We start from the raw sequence: 14,641 nt of genomic DNA, 5'->3' as shown, positions 1-14,641 counted from the left end.
GCAGTCCGGATTTGTGCCGTCTATAGCGCAAGTCCATTAATGACCGTAAATGTCAAATTTAAAGTACCTACTCTGCATCTCTTCGTACTTACCATTGGTTCTAAGGACAGCTGGCGCATTGTTCATTTTGTCTGCCAAGAACTGGTGACCCTTACGAGTCGCAATACCGACACCTTCGCCAAAATTATCTTTATCGATGAAGTCTGGCCCCATTAATGCGAAGCCTTTTCCAGCGTCGGTTGTGAGGAATAGCGCGTTACCCTTATCATGGTCTAAACCAGTGATAACGCCCTCTGCAGTTTTGAAGGAAAAGGGCGGAAGGGCTGCCTCAATCCCGAATCTGACGATTTGTTCATCGGCATAGGCCGTGGAACTACATACACCTGGCAGCATTGCTGCAAAGCCATTAAATTTCATCGCGAACTTCACCTCAACTGGTTATTGTGATTTCTGGCTGCATCGAGCAACCTGCTGATTTCGGCAGAAGTAAGTTTTTAAAAATTCGCACAGCCTGTACAGTGACACCAGGCGCGGCCCGTATCACACTGGAAACGTTATTAACCAAATCTGCCGGGAAGTGTTTTCAGCACCCATAACAACACTGGAACACTGAGATTTTCCGCCCTATTCGAACAATACGCACATCGACTAAGATGCGTGACGCCTTGTGGCGCATTCACATGCAGAAAAGGCAAACCTTGCAGTACCTCACTTTTGTATGCCGTTAGATCTTTTGAATTTAACGTTATAACTGCCTGCTCTTTGATATTTTGTCGAGCGATAAGCTTGCTGTCTAGCGATTAAAAATTGCTACTTAATGAGTTTTAGGAACGACCTATGAGCCGGCACCGCTTCCTCCGTGGCAACGCAGAGCCCTCTCGAGGCACTGCGTCGGCACAAGAACTCAGCAGCGTTCTCATCCGCTCAGTAATTCTTGAAGATGCAAACTTTTCAGCGTTCGAGGCCCGAACCTATCGGCCAATCGAAGCCCTTAGTCAACCTTAGCTTGGTCAGCCTATCCTGTTCACTGAAAGCAGCGATGAAGACCATGGTGGTCCAGATACGCAGGTGCAGACGCGAATTTGAGAGAAACGACCTATTGCTCGGCTGCAATGAGATTCGCACCATGATGAATTTCCGATGCTCGGCATCGACCGTAGGATCACAAAAGCCGTTCTGGGAACGATTTCGCCTCAACCTCCGATCACTCGCGCTCGCTACCTTAACCGATTCCTCCGTCGGAATACACTGAGACAAAGTCAGTCAAAGCCGAGGCAATTGAAGCAGTTTATTGCTCACTGAGTGCCCAGCCTATAGCAGGATGCCCAAACAAAACATTCTAGTAATTATTCGCTGAATTTATGCCGAGCCTGAAAACCCAGCGTCCCTTCTGGATGAAGAGCGCTCGACTAACATCCTATACGCACAGCACCATTACTTGAGACGACAACTTTCAAGCAACACCCTCCCAAAATTTATATTACAGCTCACTCTATGCTTAGGCATTTTTCTTACAAAGAAAAATGGAAACCTATCGCTGAAAAATAGGTCTTACAGATCGTTCCTTCACAACTCGCCCCTCAAGCCGGGAAAAATCATGGATGAGGAGCAACTCTCATGGACGGACTTCGGACTAACAGCGATGGTCTCAAAGAATCATTATCACCCCTTAGAAGCTGCCATCCTCTGGAGTAATTTGCAAGAACATCGCGCGCAGATAGCCAATGCGGCTTTTCATGCACCCGACAAACTCTCAGTACTTTTCCCTCAATGGCCCCTTCTACAGACATACACCGAGCGGATATATGACGCAATTGCAAGAGGTGAGCTTCCGGCGAATTATTTAGGCCAGCCCGCCTACTGCCTGAAGGAAGCGATCAAATCTTACATTACCATTCGACACGCTGACTTTAGAATCTGGGTACATAGGTTCTTTCCCGATGATGTTCCCGACTTCCTCAAAAATAGCCTTGATGCGCATTCAGGCTGTATTCCCCTTGCGATATACCTAACTCAAAAAGCCAAGCTTGACGCCACGACAAATGAACTCGCCAACTTAAATCAACATTTACTGACATTAGAGCGCCAAATTTCACACTGTCTAAATAGTCAAAGTAATAGCGTTGCTGACACCATTAAAGAACAACAGTCATTCGAAGCCAATCCTAATGTATTGTATGTAATCATCGGCTCACTTCTTCATGTAACACTAGGCAAATCAAAGAGTGGGCGAGTACAATCAATTTATAAAACCCAAACAGCCATCGTCGATACGATCACGATGGAGTTCCCCACGACTCCCGGACTCAGCAAACGTACCCTCGATCGGAAGTTCGCCGAGGCTCGGCGGCATTTGGCCAAGATGCAACCGGGTTAATGCTGGATTGCCAGGCAATGATGAACATTGCCTGGCAATGTTTTTCTACGTCTTTCAACGTTTACTGATGGTCACATCCCACCACGCGCCACCTGGCGCTACGGAGTGACATCATGCAACCGACCAGCCCTGCCCCTCTGTCAGCCGACCGCCACATCATGCGCCGCGATGAAGTGGAGCAGAAAACCGGCTTCAAACGCTCCCACATCTATAACCTCATGAAGGCCGGCCAGTTCCCGCAATGCCGGCGCATCGGCTCGCGAGCCGTCGGCTGGGACTCACTGGAGATCGAACAGTGGGTCCAGGATCGGCTGTCCACGGGAGACTGACCATGGACGTCCTCTCGCTGATCTCGACCAAGGGCGGCGCGGGCAAGACCACCGTAGCCGCCAACCTGGGCGGTGTCCTCGCCGATGCCGGCCTTCGCGTCCTGCTGCTGGATATGGACAGCCAACCGACGCTGTCCAGCTACTACGCCCTGGCCGGGTCCCGGGAGGCTGGCAGCTATGAACTCATTGCCCAGCGGATGACGGCGCCCGACCTTGTGATCTCTACCACCGTCATCCAGCACCTCGACCTAATCGTCTCGAATGATCGCGCCGGACACATCAGCACGCTGCTGCTGCACTCGGCCGATGGCCGTCTGCGTTTGCGCCATCTGCTGCCCGCCTTCGAGGATCACTACGATGTGCTGATCATCGATACCCAGGGTGCGCGCAGCGTGGTTGTGGAGATGGTCATCCTCGCGTCCAATTGCGCGCTGTGCCCGGTCCTGCCGGAAATGCTCGCCGCGCGCGAGCTGCGCCGGGGCACGCTGGGCCTGCTCGAAGAGTTGGAGCCTTATCGCTACCTGGGCGTAGCCTTGCCGTCGGTGAAGCTGCTGCTCAACCAGGTCAATGCCAATCGCCGCGATACGCGCTTGATCATAAAGAGCCTGGAAGCCTCTTTTCGAGCTGATCCTCATGTCCATGTCTGCAACACGGTGATCCCCGACCGCGTAGCCTATCCCAATGCCGCCTCGCTCGGTCTGCCTGTGCACCGTGTGGAGGCATCCCCTCCGCATGGCAGCAGCAGCCCCTGCGCCGCTGAGGTGATGCGCGGCTTGGCCAGCGAGTTGTTTCCGCAATGGGCTGAGCAGATCGGTGTTCTTGCCACGCCTACGCCCGGCCACCGCCGAGCGCCGGCGGATCCGTCGCGGCTGATCGGAGAATGAGTGATGAAGCCGCCGACTTCCGAAGACATTACGCGTCAGCTGCAACAGGCGCACTTTCCGCAGAAACACCGATGCGAACTCACGGCAGCCCCGGTTGGCGATACACCGATGGTGGTCAGCATCGAGCAACTGCGCCCCTACGAGCTCAACCCGCGTGTGGTGCGCAACCCGCTGTATGACGACATCAAGGCCTCAATCCGCGAGCGCGGCCTGGATCAGCCGCCCGCCATCACCCGTCGCCCCGATGAGTCGCATTTCATCATCCGTAATGGCGGCAATACGCGCCTGAGCATCCTCGGCGAACTGTGGCAGGAAACCCGCGAAGAGCGCTTCTTCCGTATCCATTGCCTGTTCCGCCCTTGGCAATCGGAAGCGCATGTATTGCTTGGGCACTTGGCCGAGAGTGACTTGCATGGCCAGTTGACGTTTATCGAGCGGGCTCTGGCCGTGGCGAAGCTCAAGGACATGCTCCTGCCCGGGGACACCCGCCTCACCCAACGGGAGCTCGCAACGCGCCTCAGCGAGGATGGCTATCCCATCTCGCAGTCGCACATCAGCCGCATGTTCGACGCGCTCGAGCACCTGTTCCCCGTCATCCCGCAGGTGCTGTATGCGGGCCTGGGCAAACCTGCCATCGAACGCCTCATCAGCTTACGACGTCGAGCGGAGTCGATTTGGAATCAGTACTTCGGCAGCCCCGACCAGTTCCCGATGCTGTGGTTTGAGGTGCTGTCAGCGTTCGACGATGAAAAGCCCGAGCTGGATGCAGGTGAGTTGCGGGACGAATTGCTTGCCAGGATGGCAGTGAGCCTGAAGCAGACACCTCGTTTGTTGGCACTGGAGCTGCACCAAGGGCAACGTCCCTCAATGCCTCCAGCGAACAGCACTCATGTCCTTCCAAACACTCCAGCTGGCGAGCCTCCGGTACCGCCGTCGATACCGAAACATCCACCGGAGACGTCGACTGCGGGGTCAAAGCCTGAGCCAGAACAAGCTGGTGAAACTCAACTGCTCCAACAAGCTCCCCGCTTACCCGGAATACGCCACGCGCTGGGTGACGAGCCTTTGCCAGACAAGCCCCTGGAAAAGCTCGAGGATGCTCCGACTCCAGTCGGCGCGGCATCATCTTGCCCCACATCACTGGACGATATCAGCGACTTGCGCGCAAGCTGCGCCGCCCTGGCCGCCGAACTTGCCGCCTACGCAGACGCTGGCGATATGATCAGTCCGCTCGCGGACGACTTGGGCTTTACCCTTTCACCGGGGCATAGCGAGCGACTCAGCTCGCGGCACACCGGTATCCAGCTGCTGCTCTCGGCCCTGCTGCGCCTGCAGGACGACGTTTCCTGGAAGGAACGCCAGCAGTTGCCGGCAGCACTGTTTGGTCAGTTGCTGATCGGGGTCTATGACCTGCCCTTCACCGAGCGCCCTGCCCTGACGGTGGGCCTTGAACGCCTTCCTGATGCCCAGCTGGAGCAGCTGTTCACGCTGATCCGCCACGCCCGGCAGTTGATCGAACTGACGCTGTCGTCCACTCGATAATGTGAGGAGCCACCTCATGAGCACGACTTTCAATCTATTGAACCATGCCATGTTGAACCAAGTGCTGCATGAGCTGCGCCATGGCCGGTTACAGCGCTGCAAGGCACTGGGCCTGGCCGATGAAGACATCGAGGTGCTCCAGTCGCTGCCGCCGACCACCTTGTCTCACCTGGCGCACTCGTCGATCGCCTGGGTCGAAGTGAAGGTCGACATCACCGTGTTGCGCCGCCTGATCATCCAGGCCGAGCGCGACGAACAGAACGAGCGGTTGATCAATCGGGCACTCAAGTTGGGGGCGAGCTCCAACATCATGTACCGCTGCTTCGGCCTGGACCATTCGGAGACTGCGTTGCGTCGCCGTGTGCTGAAAATCGAGACGCACCGCGGTCGGCCAGTCCAGCTCACTGAAGTGCAGGAGCATGCCGTGTGGAATCGCTGGAGCCAATTGCGCACGGAGGATCCGGACAACGATCCGCTGGACACCATGATGATGCTGGCCGAGGAGCAACACATCAGCCTGACCCTGGTCTGGCAACAGATCGAACTGTACGGAGGCAAACCATGCTGAGCTTTTACGAGGTCGACTGGCAGGACGTGGTGCGTCAGTGCTACGACGCTCTTCGGCGCCGAAATGAGTGGTACGCGGCGAACGGCAAACTGGCTATCCCCACTGAAGAGCCCGCGGTGCGGACGATCTACTACGGCGACAACAACCCGCTGCCGCAGACCTTGCTGCTGGATCGCCGACTGACGCCACTGGAGCGCAACACATGGCAGGTGCTGCGCTGGCTGATCACTGAGCGGAAGATCAAGACACCACGCTACCAGGACCTGCAGCCCTACCTGGCGACCAGCCCCTGCGGCGCCCAGGCTTCGCGCGAAACCATCGCCCGCGCACTCAACGTTTTACGCACCACGCGCTGGCTCAGCCAGGTAGAACGCTCACGCGATGCCAATGGCTGCCTGCGCGGTTGCGTCTACGTGCTGCACGGCGATCCGTTGACCGCGGCCGAGCAGTTGGAACTGGACAGCGGCTACGCGGCGCTGCTGCAGCAGAACCTCTCCCATGCCACCAAAGGCGTCCGAGACGTGGCTCAGCATGTGATCGCCGAGATCCAGGCCGACCCGCAGGTGGCCCAACTCGACAAGGACAGGCTCGGCTCGCTGCCTCTGGCCCAACAGCACTCGCTACCGCTGAGGGGCGTAGAAGCAGACCCAAAGAATTCCGAACCTGGCGCAGACGACCCCGTTCGGAATTCTTCAGCTGAGGCAACTAATCCCGAACCCTGCAGCAATGCAGCGGATTTGGCTGTGGTTCGGAATGCCGACGCCGGCCGTACAGTACAGAAAGACCACAGCAAAAAAAGTACGGTACTGGGGCACGTAGAGTTCGGTCGAGCGCGGTGGCCCGAGGATTTACCGCTGAACTCGAACGAGCGGCGCATGGCCTTCCAGGCAATGCGTCAGCTCGAACCGGAACAGCAACAAGCGGTGATCAATGAAGCAGCGGTGCGCTGCGCCCGCGGTGAGATTCGAAAACCCGTCGCCTATCTGATGGGCTTGATCAAGCGCGCCTGCCAAGGCGAATTCATCCTGTGGGCCGCGCGTACCGAGCAAGAGAAATCCTCAAACCCACCTTCACTCCCAGCAAAGCCTGTGCCGGAGGTATCACCCCGCGAACGACCGAAGCGCAGCGGTCAGCGCACCGCCTCGCCACTTGCCCTCTCCTGCCTGGAGGAACTGAAACAACGTTGCCGGGGCATCACTGCAGCGACATAGGGCTGGAACTCGGTGGATTTAATGCCTATGCCATCGTTTCCAGGGACATCCACTCTCGGGAAAATGCGAGCAATCCACCTTCAGGTTGATCCGCATCGCCAGCCAAGGATCGGCCCATCGTCGGCGTCATTCCGACGGCGAGGTACTGGTGATGGTCGATCACTACCAACTCAACCTGGGCTCCCTGCGCAGCAGCATCACCCTCACCCTGCACACCCACCATGCGGCACGACTATGGCAGGGGCGCAGCGGTCGCGACGGGGTACACCCGATCCTGGGCATGCCCGGCTACATCAGCGTCACCAACCTGCTCAAACACGCCAGCAGCCAGGGTGATCCCTATGCGGACTGGTTCATGCTGCAGTTGGAGGAAAAGCTGCTGCAAGCCAGGTTGGACATGGCCACGCTGACGCAGCAAATGAGCCGCGTGGAACGAGCCCTGCCCACGCAGGTCGATGTCGGCGACAACCTGAACATCCATCCTGTCACCCTGCCGCTGTTCATCGGCAGCCAGCTGGGCTTTCTCGCGATCTACCTGCTCACCGACTACGACACCCTGGTCCGGCGGGTGCTGCTTGCCCACCACACAGCGCTGATCGGCCGGGGCGACATGGAGTCGTGGATCGATGGCGGGGCGCATCTGCTACGCAGCCTGTTTGGCCTGGCGCAGCGCTACCGCTTGGCCGGGGTGAGTCGGGACGACATGGCCGCCAACAACGCCCGCGCCCGCGAAGCCATCGACAAGTTCGGCATCCTGCCGCAGGACATTCTCGAAGGGACGCGCCGTTCCCAGTTCGCCCCGCCGATCACCCGTAGCACCGCACCCTCCGAGCTCGACGCCCCAAATCCGCCGCAAGCCGAGGAGAAGCCTACGGCGGACATCCCGAACGACGGGGGTGAGGCATGACCCTGGCCGAAGCCATTGCCCGACGCTTGTCGGCCGATGCCTATCGCGAGTTTGCACAAGGTGCCTCCCTAAAAGGCCTTTTAAAGCCTTTTAAGGGTAAGGGGGAGCTGCAGCAGTTCGCCGAGACGATCCTGCGCCTGCGCACCCAGGTCGCCGAGCTGATGGCGGTGATGCTGGCGATCATGGCCCAGCCACCCTTCTCGTTGCTGGACCTGCGCCTGGTCGTCCAGCACAGCGCCACGGGCACCGATTTCCTGCGCTGGCGCAGCCCAGACTTTCAGCGCATGGGCGTGCAGGTGTGGCAGGAGGCCGTGGTTCAGCCGCGGCTGCACCCTGAGCTGCGGCAGGCGTTATACCAGCTGGAAACCAACCGCGTGGTGCTGAACTTGCAGATGAGCAGCCTGCAGTCGCTCTATCGCCAAGCCATCACCGGTGCCAGCAAGCTCGAGGCCGCCGAGCTGGCCCTAACCCGTTCCCCCATCGAGGAGTAACCCCCATGAGTACGTTGTTTGTTGGTGAAGGCAACATCGGCAGCGTTCCTGAGTATCAGGAGTTCAACACCAACCCGGATGAGCCGCGGCGCCTGCTGCGGCTGAATGTCTACTTCGACAACCCGGTACCGCGTGAAGGCGGCTACGAGGATCGCGGCGGCTATTGGGCGCCCGTCGAGCTCTGGAACCGTGACGCCGAACACTGGGCCACGCTGTACCAGAAAGGCATGCGCGTCCTGGTCGAGGGGCGCACGGTCAAGGAGGAGTGGGAAGACAGCGAGGACAACGCGCGCGTGACGTTCAAGGTGGAGGCGCGGCGCATCGGTATCCTGCCGCACCGCCTGGCCTCGGTGACCATGCGCGAGAAAGCCAGCGACAACGCCAGCACTTCGCGTAAGGGGGGAGGCAAGAAAGCGCCACGCAAGTCCGGATAAGTGCGTGGTACTCAGTGGAATCGCCGCCCGCAGCGCGATATCACTGGAGCCATACAGGCAGCTCAGCGGGCAACACCGGCTGCTGCCGCTTGACTCACTCTCGCCGGGCGCTCTCGCGCCGCTCATGTTCCAGCATTTGCTTCACTTCCGCCAAATACTGGTCCAGGGCAAGGAATGCCCGCCAGTGCAGCGGATTCTCCTGAACCCAGGCCACTAGCCGGGCACGAGCCTGCTCCTTGTCCGGTTCCAGATGGGTGGCCATAAAAAGCTCATAGGCCTTGATCGCTAACGCATCTGCCTCACTCTGGTGGGTTCCGTGCAAGTTGTTGCCTCCGTGGTGACGGTCGAGTCATCCATCTTATTCTTGGTGATACGCCTCGCAAGGTTGTTAGTCAACCTTCCGAGTCGTTCATATCTTTGGGGTGCTGTTCGACCATATGGGTCGAATTGGAGAGCGCCCCCATTGCCCGTGAAAGAGCCTAGCCCACATCACATTGGTCGCCAGTTGGCGAAGTATCGTCGTGCCCGGCACTTGACCCAGGCGCAGGTCGGCGAGCACCTGCAGATCTCTGGCGAAGCGGTGTCGCGCCTTGAGCGAGGCTTCGTTGAACTCTCGGTGTCCAAACTGCTGCAACTGGCCGACTTGTACGGCTGTCCCGCCGATGAGCTGCTGCTGGCGATCAGCCCTCGGCCGCAGGACCTGGGCGTGCAGATAAACTCCATCATCAAAGAGCTCAATGAGGCGGATAAGCAGTTCGCCCTAGACTCTCTGAAAACGCTGGCAAGCCACCTCGCGCAACGTAAGTAACACCCGCCCGCCGATATGAACGCGGCACCTTCGAATTAACCCTGGCGCTTCGCGACCACACCCCCACCCTGTCGGTACCCACCGAGAGGGCACGTGTATGCGCCTGTTCATCTGCGAAAAACCATCCCAAGCCCGGGACATCGCCCGGGTGCTGCAGGCCAGCAATCGCGGTGATGGCTGCCTGAAGGGTCAGAACGTCACCGTCACCTGGTGCGTCGGCCATCTGCTGGAGACCGCTCCGCCTGAAACCTATGGTGATTACAAGCGCTGGTCGCTGGACGATCTGCCAATCATTCCCAGCCGCTGGCAACTGGTAGCCAAGCCCAAGGTTGCTGGCCAGCTCAAGGTGATCAGCCAACTGCTGCGCACTTGCAGCGAGGTGGTGATCGCCACAGATGCCGACCGCGAAGGCGAGATGATCGCCCGGGAAATTCTCGATCGCTGTCAGTACCAGGGGCCGATTTTGCGCCTGTGGCTGTCCGCGCTGGATGAAGCGTCGATCCGCCGAGCCTTGGGCGCCTTGCGTCCAGGGGAAGAGACCTTGCCGCTGTATCACTGTGCGCTGGCCCGCTCTCGTGCCGACTGGCTGGTGGGCATCAACCTGAGCCGGCTATTTACCCTGCTTGGCCGCCGCGCCGGTTTCGATGGACTGCTGCCGGTGGGCCGCGTACAGACGCCCACCCTGCGCTTGGTGGTCGAGCGCGACCGGGCGATCGCCAGCTTTGTGCCGCAGCCATTCTGGACCGTCGATGCACACCTGGACCAGGACGGGATCCGCTTTCAAGCGCGCTGGCAGCCCCCGACCGCGGTCAGCGATGCGGTTGGACGCTGCATTGACGAAACCGCCGCACAGCAGGCGCTGAGACGCCTCATTCAAGCCGGCACCGCCGAGATCGACAATGTCGAAGTCGAGCACGTGCGCGAAGGCCCGCCGCTGCCGTTCGACCTGGGCACGTTGCAAGAGATCTGCTCGGCCAAGCTCGGACTCGGTGCACAGGAAACCCTGGCCATTGCACAGGCCCTGTACGAGACCCACAAGGTGACGACCTACCCGAGAAGCGACTGCGGCTACTTGCCGGAAAGCATGCTCGATGAGGTGCCGCGCGTCATCCATGCCCTGGTCGGGGCCGCGCCCTCGTTGGGGACAGTTTTGAAAGAGGTGGACCCCAGCCGCCGCTCACGCGCCTGGAATAGCAGCAAGATCACCGCGCACCACGGCATCATTCCCACCGCCGTCGCGCTGGACTTGGAGCAGCTTTCAGAGCGCGAGCGGGCGGTATACACGCTGATTCGCGCCCGCTACCTCGCGCAGTTCCTGCCCGAGCACGAGTACCTGAAAACCCAGGCGCTGCTATACAGCCAGGCAGACCAACTGGTGGCCCGTGGCAAACAAATCCTGATCCGCGGCTGGAAGGCAGTGATCAACGAGGCCGACGGCAACGAGCCGGCCGAGCAAGCTCAGCGCCTGCCGACGTTGCGTGAATCTGCGATGGTGGCATTGATCGACGCCACGCTTAACGCGCAGCGCACGCAGCCCCCGAAGGCCTATACCGAAGGCACGCTGGTCAAAGCGATGAAAACCATCGCCAATCAGGTGGCCGATCCGCGCATGAAACAGAAGCTCAAGGACAGCTGCGGGCTCGGTACCGAGGCAACCCGCGCGGCCATCATCCAGGGCTTGATCGATCACGGTTACCTGACCAAGAAGAAACGCAGCCTGGCTGCCTCAGCGGCGGCGCATACCTTGATCGAAGCGGTGCCACCAGAGGTGGCCGACCCGGTCATGACCGCGCTGTGGGAGCAGGCGCTGGACCGTATCGGATCGGGCCAACTGAGCGTCGAGACTTTCCTCGCCACGCAGGCAGAGTGGCTGACTCGGCTGGTGCGCAGTAACGCCACGCTCACCCTGCGCCAGCCCCCCAGCAAAGGGCCCTTCTGCCCGGTGTGCCGCAACGCCATGCGCCAGCGCAAAGGTCGCACTGGCAGCTTCTGGTCGTGCATCCGCTACCCCGAGTGCAAGGGCACCAAACCGGTGGCGAAATCCAAACGGGCGAAAAAAGCATGACTTGACGTCGCATCGCAGCGCTGGTGTAGTGATCTGGCCCCTCGCCGCTTGGCGACCTAGACCGATTCGCTCCGGGCAGCTCGGTCAGACTCCTAGAGTTCGGAGCCACACTTCAGTCCATCTGCGGATGACTTTTCAGCGTTCCAAGTCTCCCAGGTGGATGACCCGTGCGGCTTGTACCAGGCCTTAGGGGTCATCCGCTTCGGCGACGATGCTCAGCTCCGGTGCCCGCCGGCGAAACACTGGGCACCTTTTGTGCGCGGATGCGTGCCAGTTGATTCCGACCCAGGCCACGACAAGGGTCGGTTGATCCAGGTGGATCGGCAGTGGAGGTCTGCGACGGACTTCGGTGCCACATCGCCGGGTCAAGGGTGGTCCAACTCCTCCTAGCCTGATGACCGTCGGGCTATTTTTTTGCCGCCGACAATCCACTGAAAGCCACCCGATTCCGCCCGCTCAGACCGCCTGAAGATCACGGTTGACGGGGCTTTTCCTGCGTTTTATAGATGAGCTGCACACCGCTGTCGTTGACAGCACCCAGGTAGCCAGGACCTTCAAGGCTACGCCCGTTTCGGGTGGTTCTCCCCCAAAGTGCGACTCGCGCTCGGCAGCTCGCACGGTCACCGTCCCATCGGTGATGAGCGCTTTCTCGACCGATCATGTGTTTGCACCTCCCCTTGCGGAACTCACCAGCCGCCAGGGCCGGTGGATGTCCGCGTTTCTGCTGAACAGGAGCTCCATCATGACTACTGCAAGCAATAACGCCCCCACCACCTACTTCAACCTGCACACCCAAGGCATCGGTTACCTGAACCGTGTCCGCGAAATCCCGGTTCGCCGTGGCCAAGCGTTCATGGCCTGTGACATCGCTGCATTGCACGGTGCCTCAGACGATGTCGAGTACACCCGCTTCGACTGCAAGGTCGCCAGCGGTGAAGCCGACCGGCTGATCCGTGAACACCTGGAAGACGTCCGTGCCGAACGCAAGGTCCTGATCGCGTTTCGCATCGGCGACCTCTGGGTCGATCCGTTCATGTACGAGAAAGGCGAACGCAAGGGGCAACCCGGCGCCAGCCTCAAAGGCCGCCTGATCTTCATCGAGTGGATCAAGGTCGATGGTCAGTTCAGCTACCGTGCGCCGGCTCGGACCGACGCTGCCGCCGCCCCTGAGGCTGCAGAATCAGCAGACTCGGAACAGGTGGACGGTGACGCTGACCAAGGCCAACCAACCCCACCCGCTGCCCGTAAATCCACCGCCGCTCGCCAGTCTGCCTAAGGCAGGTTGGCCGCCCACAGCAGGCGATCTCATGAGCGCCTGTTGTTCATTTATGTCGGAGGTCGCCATGGAAAGCTTCTGGCTCTGTGAGGACTGCCTTCAGGCGGTCGCCTACGACGACTTCAGCGCGCTGTCGTTGTACTACAGAGAGGCTGAAGTCGAGCAACGCATCACCCACATGCGTGCCCAACTGCAGGCCCTTCTACCGCTGAGCGCCGATTTCGACCCGCATACCGGCGCCGGTATCGAGGCCTTATCCACGCAACCGTGCGAGGGCTGCCAGAGCCCACTGCACGGCACGCGACATCGCTTCACGCGCCTTTGATCACACACCTAAACCAACCTGGGGCACGCCCCCAGGAGGGCGCTCCATCTGCCACGAGGAATTGCCCATGAACACCGCCTTGAACCTGGTTGACCCGCTCGATTCGGTACTGGCCCAACGCGCCCGTGAGGATGCGCTGATCACCGAAGCCCTGCAACTGCTGGACCAGCGTTACTTCCAGCGCGGCGAGGTGCTGATAACCCCCGCCGATGCTGCGGCCTACTTGAAACTGCAGCTCGCCCCCTACCACCACGAGGTGTTTGCCCTGCTCTGCCTTGACTCACGCCACCGTGTGCTGAGCTTCGACATCCTCTTCACCGGCAGCATTGACGGCGCCTCCGTGTATCCCCGCCAGGTGGTGATCAAGGCCCTCGAACACAATGCCGCCGCCGTGATCTTCAGCCACAACCACCCCTCCGGCTGCTCGGAACCGAGCGGCGCCGATCGGGTACTCACCACCCGCCTGACCGAGGCTTTGGCCTTGGTCGAGGTATGCGTCCTGGACCATATCATCGTCGGCGAAGGCACTCCGCTTTCGTTGGCCGAGTACGGCTGGATGTGACAGCTCACCTTGCCCAGGAGGTCATCGCCCGTTCGGGGTGGCCTCGGCGCTTTCGGAGACTCACCATGCACCCTTCCCTGCCCAATCCGTTTCTTCGCGGTTTCCAAGACCTGCGCTATGAGCGTGTCCTGCAGATCAGCTATGCCGACGATTGCCCACCGTGCTGCCGCGCGCTGCACCCGGCTCAGAACGAGCTGCCCGATGAGGCCATCAGCCTGCAGCCGTGCCTGTTCGATGACGACGTCGCGGTGATCACCGACGGCGTGTGCGTACCCGAGTTTCTGCGCATGCGCTGCCCGGCCGACGGTCTGGTGAACACGGTGCTCTACCAGATCATGGGCAATCAGCTCGGACGCCCGATGCATGTCGGCGACCTCGGCAATGTCGAGGCGGCGCAACACCTGGTCGAACAACTGTCCTTCAGCACCGGGCACTACAGTCGCAGTTGGGAAATCAGCAGCGCCCACCTGCCCGCAGACGACTTCGAGTACCTGCAGGTGCGCGCTTGGTGCAATTCACCGGCGGGCTTCTTCGAGTGCTTCGAACTCAACGCCAGCCATGCCGTCGGCCGCAAACTCTATTCGACGCCTTGGGTAACAGAAACTGAAGCCTGCGGCAGCATCCGCAGCGCCGACGAGGTCAGTGCGCGGATGCTCGCTGACCGTGTCCCTCCAGTGTTACTCCAGCTGCTCCTACTGGCAGGTCAGGCGGACATTCGCCTGTTGATCTTTGATCCTGACGCGGCACCGCTCTTGGAACTACCGCTATTCACCGAAGAATGACCAAGGCGCCCTGACGGGCGCCTTTTTTGTGATGCCCGATAGAAAAGCTAGCTGGCCAGATTCGGTTTTCCAGTGGGGAC

17 protein-coding genes are annotated in these 14,641 nt (G+C 59.9%); 15 read left to right on the top strand and 2 right to left on the bottom strand.

What is annotated here, in order from left to right; translation table 11 throughout:
- Positions 1–36 precede the first annotated feature (36 nt).
- A complete protein-coding gene (locus ACVWZT_RS18340; protein ID WP_457470636.1) occupies positions 37–417 on the bottom strand; it encodes a hypothetical protein in 381 nt (126 codons plus the stop codon).
- A 1,180-nt stretch (positions 418–1,597) separates the two neighbouring features.
- On the opposite strand from ACVWZT_RS18340, the gene ACVWZT_RS18335 reads away from it, so the two are divergent.
- The 9 genes from ACVWZT_RS18335 to ACVWZT_RS18295 all read left to right on the top strand — a co-directional run bounded on the left by ACVWZT_RS18335 (position 1,598) and on the right by ACVWZT_RS18295 (position 8,743).
- On the top strand, positions 1,598–2,377 hold the full coding sequence (locus ACVWZT_RS18335) for a hypothetical protein (protein WP_457470635.1): 780 nt from the start codon (positions 1,598–1,600) through the stop codon (positions 2,375–2,377).
- Positions 2,378–2,490: 113 nt separating this feature from the next.
- Positions 2,491–2,706 (top strand): AlpA family transcriptional regulator, encoded by a 216-nt coding sequence (locus ACVWZT_RS18330; protein ID WP_457470634.1) that lies wholly within the window; start codon positions 2,491–2,493, stop codon positions 2,704–2,706.
- 2 nt (positions 2,707–2,708) lie between these two features.
- Entirely contained in the window at positions 2,709–3,590 is an 882-nt protein-coding gene (locus ACVWZT_RS18325; RefSeq protein ID WP_457470632.1) for a ParA family protein, read from the top strand.
- A 3-nt stretch (positions 3,591–3,593) separates the two neighbouring features.
- Positions 3,594–5,132 carry a ParB family protein gene (locus ACVWZT_RS18320; RefSeq protein ID WP_457470631.1) on the top strand — a complete coding sequence of 513 codons (1,539 nt, stop codon included), beginning with the start codon at positions 3,594–3,596 and terminating at the stop codon, positions 5,130–5,132.
- A 16-nt stretch (positions 5,133–5,148) separates the two neighbouring features.
- Positions 5,149–5,700 carry a DUF2857 domain-containing protein gene (locus ACVWZT_RS18315; RefSeq protein WP_457470629.1) on the top strand — a complete coding sequence of 184 codons (552 nt, stop codon included), beginning with the start codon at positions 5,149–5,151 and terminating at the stop codon, positions 5,698–5,700.
- Complete coding sequence (locus ACVWZT_RS18310; protein WP_457470628.1) at positions 5,694–6,911, top strand: STY4528 family pathogenicity island replication protein; 1,218 nt, start codon at positions 5,694–5,696, stop codon at positions 6,909–6,911. The genes ACVWZT_RS18315 and ACVWZT_RS18310 overlap by 7 nt, the downstream gene beginning before the upstream one ends.
- A 151-nt stretch (positions 6,912–7,062) precedes the next feature.
- The gene (locus ACVWZT_RS18305; RefSeq protein WP_457470627.1) at positions 7,063–7,818 is read left to right on the top strand and encodes a PFL_4669 family integrating conjugative element protein; all 756 of its coding nucleotides are present in this window, start codon (positions 7,063–7,065) and stop codon (positions 7,816–7,818) included.
- Positions 7,815–8,309, top strand: coding sequence for a DUF3158 family protein (locus tag ACVWZT_RS18300; RefSeq protein WP_457470626.1), 495 nt, complete (start codon positions 7,815–7,817; stop codon positions 8,307–8,309). Before ACVWZT_RS18305 ends, ACVWZT_RS18300 begins: the two co-directional genes overlap by 4 nt.
- A 5-nt stretch (positions 8,310–8,314) precedes the next feature.
- Entirely contained in the window at positions 8,315–8,743 is a 429-nt protein-coding gene (locus ACVWZT_RS18295; protein ID WP_064492701.1) for a single-stranded DNA-binding protein, read from the top strand.
- Positions 8,744–8,837: 94 nt separating this feature from the next.
- Here the strand turns inward: ACVWZT_RS18295 and ACVWZT_RS18290 are convergent, their stop codons facing one another.
- Entirely contained in the window at positions 8,838–9,065 is a 228-nt protein-coding gene (locus tag ACVWZT_RS18290) for a hypothetical protein (protein WP_457470625.1), read from the bottom strand.
- Positions 9,066–9,206: 141 nt separating this feature from the next.
- Here ACVWZT_RS18290 and ACVWZT_RS18285 point away from each other — a divergent pair, with 141 nt between their 5' ends.
- The 6 genes from ACVWZT_RS18285 (at position 9,207) to ACVWZT_RS18260 (ending at position 14,561) form a co-directional block, all read left to right on the top strand.
- A complete protein-coding gene (locus ACVWZT_RS18285) occupies positions 9,207–9,551 on the top strand; it encodes a helix-turn-helix domain-containing protein (RefSeq protein ID WP_457470623.1) in 345 nt (114 codons plus the stop codon).
- A 97-nt stretch (positions 9,552–9,648) separates the two neighbouring features.
- Positions 9,649–11,616, top strand: coding sequence for a DNA topoisomerase III (locus ACVWZT_RS18280; protein ID WP_457470622.1), 1,968 nt, complete (start codon positions 9,649–9,651; stop codon positions 11,614–11,616).
- Between the two features lie 742 nt (positions 11,617–12,358).
- Entirely contained in the window at positions 12,359–12,892 is a 534-nt protein-coding gene (locus ACVWZT_RS18275; protein WP_457470620.1) for an STY4534 family ICE replication protein, read from the top strand.
- Positions 12,893–12,959: 67 nt separating this feature from the next.
- Positions 12,960–13,217: a hypothetical protein gene (locus tag ACVWZT_RS18270; protein WP_457470618.1), complete on the top strand. Its 258-nt coding sequence runs from the start codon at positions 12,960–12,962 to the stop codon at positions 13,215–13,217.
- Positions 13,218–13,284: 67 nt separating this feature from the next.
- Complete coding sequence (locus ACVWZT_RS18265) at positions 13,285–13,779, top strand: JAB domain-containing protein (protein ID WP_457470616.1); 495 nt, start codon at positions 13,285–13,287, stop codon at positions 13,777–13,779.
- A gap of 65 nt (positions 13,780–13,844) precedes the next feature.
- Entirely contained in the window at positions 13,845–14,561 is a 717-nt protein-coding gene (locus ACVWZT_RS18260; protein WP_457470615.1) for a DUF5983 family protein, read from the top strand.
- Positions 14,562–14,641: the final 80 nt, after the last annotated feature.

The organism is Pseudomonas sp. TE21394, from assembly GCF_054057835.1.
Note: the sequence above shows the minus strand (reverse complement) of the source record. Positions and strands in the feature narration are given on the sequence as shown.

Excerpts from the sequence above, each read along its gene's own strand:
- ACVWZT_RS18340 (WP_457470636.1), bottom strand. The coding sequence starts at position 417 with ATGAAATTTAATGGCTTTGCAGCAATGCTGCCAGGTGTATGTAGTTCC.
- ACVWZT_RS18335 (WP_457470635.1), top strand. The coding sequence starts at position 1,598 with ATGGATGAGGAGCAACTCTCATGGACGGACTTCGGACTAACAGCGATG.
- ACVWZT_RS18330 (WP_457470634.1), top strand. The coding sequence starts at position 2,491 with ATGCAACCGACCAGCCCTGCCCCTCTGTCAGCCGACCGCCACATCATG.
- ACVWZT_RS18325 (WP_457470632.1), top strand. The coding sequence starts at position 2,709 with ATGGACGTCCTCTCGCTGATCTCGACCAAGGGCGGCGCGGGCAAGACC.
- ACVWZT_RS18320 (WP_457470631.1), top strand. The coding sequence starts at position 3,594 with ATGAAGCCGCCGACTTCCGAAGACATTACGCGTCAGCTGCAACAGGCG.
- ACVWZT_RS18315 (WP_457470629.1), top strand. The coding sequence starts at position 5,149 with ATGAGCACGACTTTCAATCTATTGAACCATGCCATGTTGAACCAAGTG.
- ACVWZT_RS18310 (WP_457470628.1), top strand. The coding sequence starts at position 5,694 with ATGCTGAGCTTTTACGAGGTCGACTGGCAGGACGTGGTGCGTCAGTGC.
- ACVWZT_RS18305 (WP_457470627.1), top strand. The coding sequence starts at position 7,063 with ATGGTCGATCACTACCAACTCAACCTGGGCTCCCTGCGCAGCAGCATC.
- ACVWZT_RS18300 (WP_457470626.1), top strand. The coding sequence starts at position 7,815 with ATGACCCTGGCCGAAGCCATTGCCCGACGCTTGTCGGCCGATGCCTAT.
- ACVWZT_RS18295 (WP_064492701.1), top strand. The coding sequence starts at position 8,315 with ATGAGTACGTTGTTTGTTGGTGAAGGCAACATCGGCAGCGTTCCTGAG.
- ACVWZT_RS18280 (WP_457470622.1), top strand. The coding sequence starts at position 9,649 with ATGCGCCTGTTCATCTGCGAAAAACCATCCCAAGCCCGGGACATCGCC.
- ACVWZT_RS18275 (WP_457470620.1), top strand. The coding sequence starts at position 12,359 with ATGACTACTGCAAGCAATAACGCCCCCACCACCTACTTCAACCTGCAC.
- ACVWZT_RS18270 (WP_457470618.1), top strand. The coding sequence starts at position 12,960 with ATGGAAAGCTTCTGGCTCTGTGAGGACTGCCTTCAGGCGGTCGCCTAC.
- ACVWZT_RS18265 (WP_457470616.1), top strand. The coding sequence starts at position 13,285 with ATGAACACCGCCTTGAACCTGGTTGACCCGCTCGATTCGGTACTGGCC.
- ACVWZT_RS18260 (WP_457470615.1), top strand. The coding sequence starts at position 13,845 with ATGCACCCTTCCCTGCCCAATCCGTTTCTTCGCGGTTTCCAAGACCTG.